The sequence below is a fragment of the Roseobacter sp. MED193 genome (assembly GCF_000152965.1).
In the GTDB taxonomy this organism is placed as follows: domain Bacteria; phylum Pseudomonadota; class Alphaproteobacteria; order Rhodobacterales; family Rhodobacteraceae; genus Pseudophaeobacter.
This window is the reverse complement of sequence record NZ_CH902583.1, coordinates 1,291,827-1,304,823: the sequence shown is the minus strand read 5'-3', so window position 1 is coordinate 1,304,823 and position 12,997 is coordinate 1,291,827. Positions and strand designations below refer to the sequence as shown.

At 57.4% G+C, this 12,997-nt stretch carries 11 protein-coding genes; 2 read left to right on the top strand and 9 right to left on the bottom strand.

The features are described from left to right. Positions 1-218: 218 nt before the first annotated feature. The 3 genes from cpaB to MED193_RS08680 all read right to left on the bottom strand — a co-directional run bounded on the left by cpaB (position 219) and on the right by MED193_RS08680 (position 1,641). Positions 219-1,079, bottom strand: coding sequence for a Flp pilus assembly protein CpaB (cpaB, locus tag MED193_RS08685; protein WP_009809322.1), 861 nt, complete (start codon positions 1,077-1,079; stop codon positions 219-221). Between the two features lie 111 nt (positions 1,080-1,190). Continuing rightward, positions 1,191-1,367, bottom strand: coding sequence for a hypothetical protein (locus MED193_RS23065; protein WP_198133858.1), 177 nt, complete (start codon positions 1,365-1,367; stop codon positions 1,191-1,193). An 88-nt stretch (positions 1,368-1,455) separates the two neighbouring features. Next, positions 1,456-1,641, bottom strand: coding sequence for a hypothetical protein (locus MED193_RS08680; protein WP_009809320.1), 186 nt, complete (start codon positions 1,639-1,641; stop codon positions 1,456-1,458). 367 nt (positions 1,642-2,008) lie between these two features. Here MED193_RS08680 and MED193_RS08675 point away from each other — a divergent pair, with 367 nt between their 5' ends. Further along, entirely contained in the window at positions 2,009-2,869 is an 861-nt protein-coding gene (locus MED193_RS08675; protein WP_157041463.1) for a lytic transglycosylase domain-containing protein, read from the top strand. Between the two features lie 141 nt (positions 2,870-3,010). Here MED193_RS08675 and MED193_RS08670 read toward each other — a convergent pair whose 3' ends face one another. The 6 genes from MED193_RS08670 to tldD all read right to left on the bottom strand — a co-directional run bounded on the left by MED193_RS08670 (position 3,011) and on the right by tldD (position 11,800). Beyond that, positions 3,011-4,045, bottom strand: coding sequence for a fatty acid desaturase (locus tag MED193_RS08670; protein WP_009809318.1), 1,035 nt, complete (start codon positions 4,043-4,045; stop codon positions 3,011-3,013). Positions 4,046-4,344: 299 nt separating this feature from the next. After that, complete coding sequence (locus MED193_RS08665; RefSeq protein WP_009809317.1) at positions 4,345-4,974, bottom strand: 3-oxoacid CoA-transferase subunit B; 630 nt, start codon at positions 4,972-4,974, stop codon at positions 4,345-4,347. A gap of 3 nt (positions 4,975-4,977) precedes the next feature. Then, positions 4,978-5,697 carry a CoA transferase subunit A gene (locus MED193_RS08660; RefSeq protein WP_009809316.1) on the bottom strand — a complete coding sequence of 240 codons (720 nt, stop codon included), beginning with the start codon at positions 5,695-5,697 and terminating at the stop codon, positions 4,978-4,980. 218 nt (positions 5,698-5,915) lie between these two features. Next, positions 5,916-8,594, bottom strand: a complete 2,679-nt coding sequence (gene topA / locus MED193_RS08655; RefSeq protein WP_009809315.1) for a type I DNA topoisomerase — start codon at positions 8,592-8,594, stop codon at positions 5,916-5,918. A 147-nt stretch (positions 8,595-8,741) separates the two neighbouring features. Further along, positions 8,742-10,037, bottom strand: a complete 1,296-nt coding sequence (gene dprA / locus MED193_RS08650; RefSeq protein WP_039966050.1) for a DNA-processing protein DprA — start codon at positions 10,035-10,037, stop codon at positions 8,742-8,744. Between the two features lie 341 nt (positions 10,038-10,378). After that, entirely contained in the window at positions 10,379-11,800 is a 1,422-nt protein-coding gene (gene tldD, locus MED193_RS08640) for a metalloprotease TldD (protein ID WP_009809312.1), read from the bottom strand. Between the two features lie 195 nt (positions 11,801-11,995). Here tldD and coxB point away from each other — a divergent pair, with 195 nt between their 5' ends. Beyond that, on the top strand, positions 11,996-12,910 hold the full coding sequence (gene coxB, locus MED193_RS08635) for a cytochrome c oxidase subunit II (RefSeq protein ID WP_009809311.1): 915 nt from the start codon (positions 11,996-11,998) through the stop codon (positions 12,908-12,910). Positions 12,911-12,997 lie beyond the last annotated feature (87 nt).

Below are 12,997 nucleotides of genomic sequence, written 5' to 3'. Positions count from 1 at the left end.
TTTGCCCGTTGATTGGCACCACTGTGCTGCAATTTGTGAATTATTGCAAGAATCAATGGCTTCTGCGGGGCAGTTGCAGTCAGCCCCCTGTGGGGTCGCAGCAACAGAGAGTGCCGAGCCGCCCTAAAAGGACAGCCCGGCATCGGAGGTAAATTGTTGAGAACACGAAGGTTCTGACGGTACTTTCTCAGAGTAGGCCGAGACTATTGTACGCAGCTTTAGTTAGTGCAGGGGATCGGAATTTCGACCACCTCTGCGCCACGACGGGTGCGAATGGTGCAGACCCGCTTTTGCTCGGCCGGCGCGGGGGCTTGTTGCTCCCCCAGCCCCAAGAGGCTGCGCTGGTTTACTTCGATGACCGAGGCCACAGTATCATCGCCCGCTCCCACAAGAGAGAGCGACAGACGGCCAGTGGTCTGTGCCTGAGCAAGGGCAGCCACCTGTTCGGGCTGTACGGCAACGGTCACTGTGCGGGCAATGGTGGCCCCGTTGGTTTCGGTGCTGGCGCTTTGATCCACGGCGATCAGTTCGATGCTGGGCTCAATCAGTCGCGTGATTTCTTGACCACGGCCCCCGGACCCATCGCGTACGCCGCCGGTCCAGTAGACATCCACATGATCCCCTGGGCGCAGGAAGCCCGAAACACCCGAAGACACATCGACGCTAATGGCAAAGGCTCGCATTCCGCGTTGCAGCTGCGAGGTAATCCCTGCATCTTGTCCTGGGTTCGTCAGCTTGGCCTCCAATAGCGCTTCGTCTTTTTCCATAGTGCGCAGCACAACCCGTAAATCACCGGGGTTGGCCGGAGGAAACAACGTTTCAAGTGTGGTAAAGGCGCCTTCCGGGATGGCATCGCTTGGCCAGCGCACCTTGCGCACCGCGTCTTCGGTAAGGCGTTCGCCGTATTTCAGCTGCTTGGTGGCCACAAAAACATCTGTGGTAGGGATCACTTCGCCCCGATTTGCGCGTTCCCGAGCAAGTTCAGTCTGATAGGCGGAAATATAGTTCTTTGCCATCATCACAGCGCCACCTGCGAGGGCGACCCCGACAATAAGGACTAATCCAAATACTGCGCGCATAGCATGACCTTTCACAGTGGGGACCGGCCCCACCCAGAAGAGCGGGGCCAGAAGGTTGAATAATCTTGTCAGTGACAAAGAGCGCCATTCTGGCGCTTGGCTCCAATAGGGTCAGGAGAAGTCCCAGTTGGCCATGTAGGATGCCAGGGCATCTGCCAACCCCATGATTCCAGTCCCCATCTCTGAGGAAATCAGAGCTGCAAGACCAGCCATAGCGGCAGTTAGAACCACCCAGTCGACTGTTACTGCGCCATCGTCACTCGCGATAAATGTCCAAATTTTTTTCATTTTGGCCCTCGCTCGTATCTGGCTAAGGAAAAGGGCCGCGCCTTTACGCAAAAGGCGCGGCCCAGAACATGATCAGCTTAGGCTAGACTTAGCTGTCTGTTGGAGTTTTGCCAGCGATGTAGGTGCCTGTGGTCGAAGTCAGGTTCGAGGAGCCGGTCTCGATGGCGGTGTAGGCGGCACCGGCCAGAGCAGCAACAGCAGCGGTCAGAACAACCCAGTCAACGGTCACGGCGCCAGAGTCGTCTTTGCGGAAGTTTTTGATGAATTTGATCATTGTGTTGTCCCTCCAGGGATATCTAAGGTTTTTTACATTACCCGGCGACGTTGTTTCAGGGTCTGTCTCTCTCTCTCACCGACCCTGTATCGCTTGGATGAGTACATATAGCCGGTAGAGCGTGGCAGGAATTGGGCCGGATTCTGGAAATCGCTGCCCAATTTTAACTTTCTGGCAAGACTGTGTGTAAGTATCTGTAATTGAACAGATTAATAATTTACTTTTTGTCAATCATCGGGGCTTCACTGGGGCGAAGGGGGGCAAATAAGGCGAAATCGCCAGATTTGGGCGGCTAGAACTGGCTTTTTGCACCTGGATCGGCGAGGCTGTCGCAAAAAAGATCCAAGTATTGAGCGGTAAAATGACCATGAGATCTTCTTTGGGGCTGACATTTATTTTTGCCTCTCTCCTTTTGGCCCTTGGGACCAGAGGGGCATTTGCCCAGCAAGGCGGGGAGGCCGGGACCAAACCGGCACCAAAGGCCTTTCCTAAATTTGAGGCGAGACGAGTCGCGGCGCCCAAGCCCGGGACCCCTCCAAAGATCACGATACAAATTCAAGAACCGCAGTCCTCACCACCCGTGGCGGTCGACAGCGCGACCACACCTGGTGCGGGAGGCAGTTCAGAAAGCGGCGAAATAGGCCGCTATGCATGGTTCTGGCAACGCGTTCCCACTGATATTGAGGCAGGCACAGCCTATAGTCGACTGGAGCAGGCGCTGACGGCGCTCAAAACTGCACCAACGCCCGTTTCTGCGCCAGGCCTGCAATTGATGCAGCAGATTATTCAGGACCAGGCTATGCCGATCCTGATTTCATCTGCCGATAGTCAGGTTTCTCCCGCTCTCGTCCTCGCGGTGATTGCGGTGGAATCCGCTGGCAAGTCAGAGGCGGTGAGCAGTGCCGGAGCAATTGGATTGATGCAGTTGATGCCTGACACGGCTGCCCGGTTTGGCGTCACGGATGCGCTGGTGGCGGATCAAAACATCCAGGGTGGCGTCAAATACCTGGACTGGTTACTTGAGGAGTTTTCCGGTGACGCGGTTTTGGCCTTGGCTGGATATAATGCAGGCGAGGGGGCGGTTCGTGCCCATCAGGGGGTGCCCCCCTTTGCTGAGACACGCGACTACGTGCCAAAAGTGCTGGCCGCCTATCAGGTGGCACGTGCGCTATGTGTGACCCCGCCGCAATTGATCAGTGACGGCTGTGTCTTTCGACAGCTGAAATAGCGGGCCGCTTCTACAATTTTGGCCTGCGCCAAATGCACTTTGATTGGTAGGGGGGGGCTGCGTTCAGACCTGCTACCGGAAGTGCCACAAAGTTGGGGGGCCGGGACCACAACCTGATCCCGGTGCGTGTTTTAGATCGGCTTAGCCGTAAAGAGCACGGGCCTGCGAGAATGACAGCAGGCGTTTGCTGTTTTCATCCCACAAATGCAGTCTTGCACAGGCAAAGCTCTCGCGAATGGTAAGCCGGTTTTTCATGGCCAGTTCCGAATGATCCCGGATTACCTCTGTCAGGCGGTAAAAGGGGATGCGGCTATACAGGTGATGCACCTGATGAATGCCGATATTGGCGGTAAACCACTGCAAAACCGATGGTAGCACATAGTAAGAACTGCCATTCAGGGCCGCATCATGCAGCTGCCAGTCGTCGGCATTTTCCCAATGGGTGGTTTCAAACTGGTGCTGTACGTAGAACAACCAAACCCCTGCGGTGGCTGCAAGAATGGTCGAGGGCAGGAAGATCAGCAACAGAGGCAGCAAGCCGCCAAAGTACCATATCGCCCCCAGTGCGGCGAGAATAGCCAGATTGGTTCCCATAGCACTGGTCCAGTAGCGTAGGCTGTTCATCAGACCCAGTGGGATACGGTTCTGTAACAAGAACAGATAGCTTGGCCCCAGGCCAAACAGCGTAAAGGGGCTGCGGTAAACCCGGTAGTGCAGTTTTCCGAAGGGGGACAGAGCCTTGTATTCTGCCACGGTCAGCGTGTGAACGTCTCCCATGCCACGCTTGTCCAGATTACCGGCCGCGCTGTGATGCTCAGAATGGGTCCGGCGCCAAACGTCATAGGGGGTCAGAGTCAATACGCCCAAGATTCGGCCAACCCAGTCGCTCACCTGGCGGTTCTTGAAGAAAGCACCGTGGCCGCAATCGTGTTGGATTGTGAACAGGCGCAACAGAAACGCCGCATTAACCACCGAGATCGCAAAGGCCAGCCAGTAGCTGTATGAAAGGGCCCACCAGGCTAGCGCCCAGAGCAAAAAGAACGGAATAGCGCTGACCCCCAGTTCAAAGCCACTGCGTAGCTCGTTTGGCTCCCGGTATTTCGCCAGAATTTTCACCCAATCGCGCGAAGACCGCTCAGTTGGTTGCGGTTTGGGAAGGTCATTGGAATTTGTCATGCGCCTGCCGTGTTTTTGAATATGTGCCTTCGGATAAACTACCTGCGCCGCTTGGCAAGCTATTTGTGCCGGCATTGTGTTGACAGCGGCTTTATGCCGTCAAAAAAGCGCATGAATAGTGGATTTTGCAGGGCGCTTTCAGCTAAAGCGGGAGTGAGGCTTACCTTACGTGAACGTCACGCCCTTGGGCCAAAACCCAGGCACCATCGTGAAACATGAAAATGGCTCACCTCGGCAGAGATGAGCCATAACCGTAACTTTTCTAGGCAATCCCGGCCCAGAGGCTAGGTCTTGCAGGTCTAGTCGACGATGGTCGCCAATGTGGAGGCGCGCAGTTCGTCTTCAGAGACGCCATCAGCGCATTCCACGATCTTCAAACCACCTTCAACCACATCCAGCACGCCAAGATTGGTGATGATACGATCAACGACCTTTTGACCCGTCAGTGGCAGGGTGCATTCCTTCAGAACCTTGCTGTCACCATGCTTGTTGGTGTGATCCATGACCACCACAACCCGGCCAACACCGGCGACCAGATCCATGGCGCCCCCCATGCCCTTGACCAGCTTTCCTGGGATCATCCAGTTCGCCAGATCGCCGTTTTCAGCCACTTCCATCGCGCCCAGGATCGCCATGGCAATTTTGCCGCCACGGATCATCGCAAAGGATTGTGCACTATCAAAATAGGCGGTCTGCGGCAGCTCAGTGATGGTCTGCTTGCCTGCATTGATCAGGTCAGCGTCCTCTTCGCCGTCAATGGGGAAAGGTCCCATGCCCAGCATGCCGTTTTCTGACTGCAGGGTCACTTCGACGCCTTCGGGGATATAGTTGGACACCAGGGTCGGAATGCCGATGCCGAGGTTCACATACCAGCCGTCCTGCAGTTCCTGCGCAGCCCGGGCGGCCATTTGATTGCGGTCCCATGCCATGGATCAGGCCTCCTTCTGGCGCACAGTGCGCTGTTCGATGCGTTTCTCGTGATCGCCTTTGATGATACGATGCACATAGATGCCGGGCAGGTGGATGCTATCGGGCTCTAGGCTGCCGGTCGGAACGATCTCTTCGACCTCGACCACGCAAACCTTACCGCAGGTGGCTGCGGGTGCGTTGAAGTTGCGCGCGGTTTTGCGAAACACCAGATTGCCGGTCTCATCGGCTTTCCAAGCTTTGACGATAGCAAGATCGGCAAAAATGCCCTCTTCCAAGATATAGTCTTCCATGGCGCCATCAGCCCCGGTGGGGAACTGTTTTTCCATCTTGCCTTCGGCAATCACGGTGCCAACGCCGGTCTTGGTGAAAAAGCCTGGAATGCCCGCGCCGCCCGCACGCATACGCTCGGCCAGGGTGCCTTGGGGGTTGAATTCCAGCTCCAGCTCGCCACTCAGATACTGCCGCATGAATTCTGCGTTTTCCCCAACGTACGAAGAAATCATCTTTTTGACCTGCTTGGTCTGCAACAAGATGCCAATGCCGAAATCATCCACACCTGCGTTGTTGGAGGCAAAGGTGAGATCCTTGGTGCCCGCCTCTTTGATGGCATCCAGCAAAAGCTCAGGAATGCCGCAGAGACCAAAGCCCCCTGCTGCAATAAACATGCCGTCATGAAGCAACCCATCAAGGGCTTCAGAGGCACTGGAATAGATCTTCTTCATTGAATTCTCCCATCAACAGCCAGTTGCCCCGGTTTCTGGCCCCGAGACGTCTCGGAGTCAATAATACTGAACCAGGCCGGTATTACTACGGAGGGAGAATCGAGCCTGTCGCGACGCCGGACTTCATCTTTCCAAAAATATTCCGGGGGAGGCCCAAAGGGCCGGGGGCAGAGCCCCGAATGGCGCGGGCAAACCTGCTGCCCGCGCAATCGGCAAATCTATTCGCTGGCAGCAGGCTTTTTCGCGGCTGTTTTCTTTGCCGCGGGCTTTTTTGCTGCAGCTTTTTTGGCAGGCGCCTTCTTCTTGGCTGGTGCCTTTTTCTTGCTAGCTGACTTGCCGGCCTTTTCCGCGATCAATTGAACCGCCATCTCCATGGTGACATCTTTGGCTTCGACATCCTTAGGGAGAGTGGCATTGACCTTCTCCCATTTCACATAGGCGCCATAGCGTCCATCCATGATATTGACGGCGCCCCCGCTCTCGGGATGGTCACCCAGCTCGCGCAGTGGCTTGGCCGCAGCCCGGCGGCCGCGCCCGGGATTGTTGCGCTTTTCGGTGATCATCTCCATGGCCCGGTTCATGCCGATCTCAAAGACATCCAGTGTCTCTTTCAGATTGGCATAGACGGGTTTCTCCTCTTCGGGCAGCTGGTGCATGATATAGGGACCAAAGCGCCCCAGATTGGAGGAAATCACCCCGCCTTCGGGGTGGGGACCGATCTCACGCGGCAGGGTCAGCAGGGTAACGGCCTGCTCCAGTGTCAGGTCATTGGGCCCCCATCCGGGTAGGAATTCCTTGCCCTGTTTGGGCAGCGATGACCGTGGAGGTTTTTTGTTCTCAGGCGTCGCCTCGCCGCGCTGCACATAGGGACCAAAGCGGCCGGACTTCAGGTGAATCTCATCGCCGTCATCCTCGCCCAGGATCCGCTCATAGCCTTCGGCCCCTTCGCCGGAAATCGGCCGGGTGTAGTTGCATTCGGGGTAATTGCCGCAGCCGACAAAACCACCAGTGCGCGAAGTCTTGAGGTGCAGCTGGCCTGCGCCGCATTTGGGGCAGACGCGCGGATCGGTGCCGTCTTCGCGCGGTGGGTAAAGCTGCGGTGCCAGAGTTTCGTCCAGCACATCCAGCACTTCCGAGATCCGCAGATCCGAGGTTTCCGAAATCGCCGCCGAAAAATCGCGCCAGAATTTACTCAGGATATCCTTGTAGTCGCGCCCGCCTGCGCTGACATCATCCAGCTCCCCTTCCAGATTGGCGGTGAACTCATAGCCCACATAGGTGCGGAAGAAATTCAGCAGGAAGATGGTAACGATGCGGCCCTTGTCCTCGGGGAACAGGCGGTTCTTGTCCTTGCGGACATATTCGCGGTCCTGGATCGTGGTGATGACAGAGGCATAGGTGGAGGGGCGACCAATGCCCAGCTCTTCCATGCGCTTGACCAGGGTTGCTTCGGTAAAGCGGGGCGGCGGCTGGGTGTGGTGTTGTAGGCCCAGAACCGCCTTGTTGTCGGACAGAATGGATCCCTCCGCTCCGGCCTTTTCCGCCTGTGTCGCCAGCGAGGAGGCAAATTTCAGCGCTTCGCCCTGCATGATCTGGGGCAGGCGCTTGTCGTCTTCATCGACCACATCATCGCGGCCCTCTTCATAAACCCGCAGGAAGCCGTCAAACAGCATCACCTGACCAGTGGCGCGCAGCACAACCTGGCCATCATCAGAGCCCAAGTCAACTGTGGTGCGCTCCAACCGGGCGCCCGCCATCTGGCAGGCCAGGGTCCGCTTCCAGATCAGATCATAGAGTTTGCGTTGATCGTCCTCGGACACCTTGAGGCTCTTGGCATCGCGCCCCATCTCAGTGGGGCGGATACATTCGTGAGCTTCCTGAGCGTTCTTGGCTTTGTTCTTATAGATCCGCGGGGAGCTGGGCACATATTCTGCACCATAGCGGCTTTCGATCTCGGAGCGGGCCTCCTGCACGGCCTCGGGGGCCATGTCGATACCATCGGTACGCATATAGGTGATGAGACCTGCCTCATAGAGGCGCTGGGCGGCATTCATGCACTGCTTGGCACCCATGCCAAATTTTCGGCTGGCTTCCTGTTGCAGGGTCGAGGTCATGAAAGGCGCAGATGGATTGCGGGAGGCGGGTTTGGCCTCAACCGATTTGGCCACCATGTTGCGGCTGGAGACGGCCTGCACCGCCAGTTCAGCTGCGGTGGAATTGGCGAGGCTGTATTTGTCCAGCTTGTCGCCAGCCAAAACCGTCAAGCGGGCCTCGAATTCCTGACCGCGCGGGGTCGCCATATTTGCTTTGACTGACCAGTATTCCTGCGGGTTAAAGGCCTCGATCTCCATCTCGCGCTCGACGATCAGGCGCAGGCAGACTGATTGAACGCGACCGGCCGAGCGCGCACCAGGCAGTTTGCGCCACAGCACCGGCGACAGATTAAAGCCCACCAGATAGTCCAGCGCCCGGCGGGCCAGATAGGCCTCCACCAGGGGCATATCCACCTGACGCGGATTGCGCATCGCTTCAGCCACGGCCTCTTTGGTGATGGCATTAAAGGTCACCCGGCTCACCGGCGTGTCCTTTTTGATCGAGCGCCGCTTTGTCAACGCCTGTTGCAGATGCCAGCTGATTGCCTCGCCTTCGCGATCGGGGTCAGTCGCGAGAATCAGTTCGTTATCTTCTTTCAGCGCATCGGCGATGGCTTTGACATGTTTGCGGCTATCGGTGCCGACCTCCCATGTCATTTCAAATTCGTTGTCAGTATCGACCGAACCATTCTTTGCCGGCAGGTCGCGCACATGGCCGTAAGAGGCCAGGACTGTATAGTCTGACCCCAGGTATTTATTGATCGTTTTGGCCTTCGCCGGGGATTCGACAACAACAACTGGCATGTAATTCTTGGGCCTCTTATGTGCACTAACGGGCGTTCTATGGCCGCGCAAGTTCAGCGGCGCAAGGGGAGAATGTCAATGAGAGAGCATTGGACGCAGGAAGGGAGAGAGCCCAGATCAAGGTTTTCTGGGTTATCTGCCTGTCTCTCAGCGGCTTCGCCTGGCGAGTAGGCCGCCAGGAATTCGGCTGATCTTTCCTTCCAGTTCCAGTTCGGTCAGGGCCGGAGCAAAAGCCTGCGGTGAGAGGTCCAGATCCCGCATCAACTGATCAGAGGCCGTCGGGCTGGGACCAAGGCCGGCGAGGATCATTTGGTGCAGCGCAGAGGTTTCTTGCAGGCTGCGTTTTTCAGCAGGGGGCGCGGGAATTCCCGCCAAGGCCTGGGTCAGCGCAGAGAGCTGGTCAAGTTTTTTGGAGATTCTAGCGCGGGGCTCTGCGGGGGCTGGCTTCTGGGCCTTTTGAACGGCCGCAGTTCTGGCCTCGGCCTGTCGGTGAGGGGGCGGTGCGGGCCTGGCTTGTGCGATGTTGGCCGAGGCCTGTTTGCCGAGGGAAAGAGGGGAGAGCGCTGTTATGACATCCTCGGCGTTGCGCACAAGCACCGCGCCGTCGCGGATCAGGGCATTGCAGCCAAAAGCCCGGGCGTCAAAGGGGTGACCGGGTACCGCCATGACCTCGCGTCCAAGATCCAGGGCTTCGCGGGCGGTGATCAGGCTGCCAGAGCGCCCCGCCGCCTCGACGACGATCACAGCCTGGGCAAGGCCCGCAATGATGCGGTTTCGTTTGGGGAAGTCACGCGCCTGCGGTGTGCGCTGCATGGGTTGTTCCGACAGGATCAGACCCTTGGCGGCGATGTCCTGCGCCAGCGCGCTGTTTTGCGAAGGGTAAATCACGTCGCAGCCCCCAGCCAGGACTGCGATTGTGCCAGTCTTCAAACTAGCGAGATGGGCGGCGGTATCCACACCGCGGGCCAGGCCAGAGACCACTGAGAACCCTGCAGCGCCAAGATCCTGGGCCAGGCTGCGGGCCATGCGCGTGCCCAAGGAGGAGGCATTGCGGGCGCCAACCAGCGCAATCATGGGCCGCGTCAAATGCTGCAAATCACCCACTGACCAAAGCAAGGGCGGGGCTGAATTCAATTGCGCCAGGGCAGGGGGATAGAGAGGGTCATCAAAGCACAAAAGCCGCGCTTTGGCGGCTTTTGCGGCAGTTAGTTCTGCGGCGACCGCACTTGCAGAGCATATTTCATACCCAGACATTCCGGCGGTACGTGCCATTTTTGGCAACGCTTCCAGCGCGTTCTGCGCTGAACCGTGCTCTGCGAGGAGGCGGTGAAATGTCACTGGGCCTACGCGTCGAGAGCGCAAAAGACGAAGCCTGGAAAACCAGCTATCTTCCGTGGTGGGTGGGAGTGGGGGGTGAGTGGAAGAATGTGCTTCCTCGGTCATCCGGTGCTCCGCCTATTTGCAGTTAAAGGAATACCCCTGAAACGGTTAACGGGCGGTGAATGTTTGAAAATTATTCGAAGTTTTTCGACAAACGGGTCATGGTCTGTAAAGGCCCTTCGAGTGGGCAGGTCAGGCCATTGAAAAACAACAGTAAAGAATCTCACCGCCGCGACTATTCTGCCTCGATTTTCCAGGCACGGCGCGCAAAAAAAGCAAAAAAACGCGACCAAAGCGGCCGCGTTTTTGATGAATGCAGGTCTTAAGAGTGCGATTTGCGATAAAGTCACGATATTTTCTGAGCTGTCATTTTGTCGTCTGGCCCTGGAGGTCCGGGCTCAGTGTCATGTGGCTGAGCCCCCGACCGTTAGCCCATCCATCAGAACGCTGGGTTGTCCGACACCAACAGGCACCCATTGCCCAGCTTTGCCGCAGTTGCCCATACCAGGATCCAGCTCCATGTCATTGCCCAGAGCGCGGATTTGTTTCAGTGCAGTGGCACCGTCTCCAATAAGCGTTGCGCCCTTGACGGGCGCGCCGACTTTGCCATTTTCCACCCGGTAGGCCTCGGTGCAGGAGAAGACAAATTTGCCATTTGTGATGTCGACTTGTCCACCGCCAAAGCCCACGGCCCAGATGCCATCCTTGACACCTGCAACCAGATCTGCGGGATCGGTTTCTCCGCCCAGCATATAGGTATTGGTCATGCGTGGCATTGGCGCATGGGCATAGCTTTGGCGTCGCCCATTACCGGTGGGTTCTACCCCCATCAGGCGGGCGTTCTGGCGATCCTGCATAAACCCAACAAGAATGCCGTCCTCGATCAGTGTGTTCTTTTGTGAGGGCGTTCCCTCGTCGTCCACAGTGATCGAGCCGCGCCGATCAGCGATGGTGCCATCATCCAGCACTGTCACGCCAGGGGCCGCAATGCGTTGCCCCATCAGCCCCGCAAAGGCAGAGCTGCCCTTGCGATTGAAATCGCCCTCCAGCCCATGGCCGATGGCCTCGTGCAGCAAAATGCCAGGCCAGCCTGGCCCAAGCACGACCTCCATGGCACCGGCCGGGGCCGGGACGGCCTCCAGATTGACCAGAGCCACGCGGAGCGCCTCTTTGACCTTGGCCCCCCAGGCGGCGGGATCAATCAATCCGTCAAGCCCGACACGCCCGCCACCGCCCGCAGAGCCACTTTCACGCCGCCCATCCTGTTCAACGATCACCGAGACATTGAGCCGCGTCATTGGCCGGGTGTCACGCACCCGAACCCCGTCGGCGCGCAGGATCTCGATCTCCTGCAGCGAGGCCGCAATCGAGGCAGAGACCTGGACGACCCGTTTGTCCAGATCGCGTGCGAAGGCGTCAATTTCGCGTAGGGTTTCTACTTTGACCGGGAAGGGCAGATCGCCAATAGGGTCGGCATCGGTATAGAGCTTGGCGTTGGTGGCCTGGGGGGCATCCGCATAGGTGCCTCCGCCCTCCCCGACGGCGAGCCGAGCAGTTTGCGATGCCCGTTTCAGAGCCGGAATGGAAACTTCTGTGGAATGGGCATAGCCGGCCACTTCGCCGTTCACCGCCCGCAGGCCAAAACCTTCTGAAGCATCATAGCTGGCGCTGCGTAGCCGACCATCATCAAAGGTTAAGGCCTCTGACTTGTGACGCTCGGCAAAGATCTCGCCATCTTCGGCCCCCGCAAGGGTTTCGCGCAGGATCGGCAGGGCCTCATCTGCGGGGAGAAGGGTTTCAAAGGGTCGAAAGGCTGAGTTTTCCATGTCACGGACCTCGAGTTTTTTTGATCTAAATCAAGAAAGCGACGCTTTGACGCTCGCCTGCCTCTTTATCTGTACGCCTGAATATGATTTTAAGCAGCGTCAAAGACAACGGGTTCGAACGCGATTTGTGGAATCAACGCCGCATGGGGCGATCGACTGTAGGTACAACACGATCAAAAACGATCAGGACATGATATGAAGAATGCTTTGAAGCTTTCGGGCCTTTTTGCTGGCCTTTCCAGTCTTCCAGCCGCCGCGCAAGAAGGATTGGAAACCATTGGTAAGCCGGTAGATGGCGGCCTGAACTTTCAGCCGGCGGCGACCGAGCTGGCGGAGGGCATCCACTCGCTTGACTGGATGATTCTCATCATCATTACTGCGGTCTGTGTATTTGTTGGCGGGTTAATGCTCTATGCCATCGTGCGCTTCAACCGTCGTGCCAACCCAAACCCCGCCGCCTTTACGCACCACACGCCGATCGAGATTGCCTGGACCTTGATTCCGATCCTGATCCTGGTTTTCATCGGGTCCTTCTCGCTGCCGGAGCTGTTCCGTCAGCAGGAAATCCCCGAAGGTGATATCACCATCAAAGTGACTGGTTACCAATGGTATTGGGGCTACGAGTATGTCGATCATGAGTTTGGCTTTGACAGCTATATGATTGGTAACAACGCGACGACAGACGAAAGCACACGTGCGGCTGATGCTGATGTGACACCTTTTGTGCTTGACGATGCGATGCGCGCCAAGCTGGTGGATGCGGGCTACAACGAAGATGAATTCCTGCTGGCCACGGACACTGCAGTTGTCGTTCCGGTCAACAAGACCATTGTCATGCAGGTCACAGCCGCCGATGTTATCCACTCCTGGACCATCCCTGCCTTTGGCGTGAAGCAAGATGCCGTGCCCGGTCGTCTGGCAGAGCTGTGGTTCAAAGCTGAGAAAGAGGGCATCTACTTCGGTCAGTGTTCCGAGCTTTGCGGCAAAGAGCACGCCTATATGCCGATCACCGTCAAAGTGGTCAGCCAAGAAGCCTATGATGCTTGGTTGAAAGGCGCGATCGACGAATATGCCGGTCTGCCCCAGTCCTATCAGGTTGCTTCTAACTGAGGCATGCTGCACCACGATCTCTCCGGGGGCATAGCCATGCCTCAGGAGAGGTAAGAACCAGAGAAATGCGCAGCAGCTCTGCGCATT

Coding starts and splice junctions, on each gene's coding strand:
- cpaB (WP_009809322.1), bottom strand. CDS start 1,079: ATGCGCGCAGTATTTGGATTAGTCCTTATTGTCGGGGTCGCCCTCGCA.
- MED193_RS23065 (WP_198133858.1), bottom strand. CDS start 1,367: ATGAAAAAAATTTGGACATTTATCGCGAGTGACGATGGCGCAGTAACA.
- MED193_RS08680 (WP_009809320.1), bottom strand. CDS start 1,641: ATGATCAAATTCATCAAAAACTTCCGCAAAGACGACTCTGGCGCCGTG.
- MED193_RS08675 (WP_157041463.1), top strand. CDS start 2,009: ATGAGATCTTCTTTGGGGCTGACATTTATTTTTGCCTCTCTCCTTTTG.
- MED193_RS08670 (WP_009809318.1), bottom strand. CDS start 4,045: ATGACAAATTCCAATGACCTTCCCAAACCGCAACCAACTGAGCGGTCT.
- MED193_RS08665 (WP_009809317.1), bottom strand. CDS start 4,974: ATGGCATGGGACCGCAATCAAATGGCCGCCCGGGCTGCGCAGGAACTG.
- MED193_RS08660 (WP_009809316.1), bottom strand. CDS start 5,697: ATGAAGAAGATCTATTCCAGTGCCTCTGAAGCCCTTGATGGGTTGCTT.
- topA (WP_009809315.1), bottom strand. CDS start 8,594: ATGCCAGTTGTTGTTGTCGAATCCCCGGCGAAGGCCAAAACGATCAAT.
- dprA (WP_039966050.1), bottom strand. CDS start 10,037: ATGACCGAGGAAGCACATTCTTCCACTCACCCCCCACTCCCACCCACC.
- tldD (WP_009809312.1), bottom strand. CDS start 11,800: ATGGAAAACTCAGCCTTTCGACCCTTTGAAACCCTTCTCCCCGCAGAT.
- coxB (WP_009809311.1), top strand. CDS start 11,996: ATGAAGAATGCTTTGAAGCTTTCGGGCCTTTTTGCTGGCCTTTCCAGT.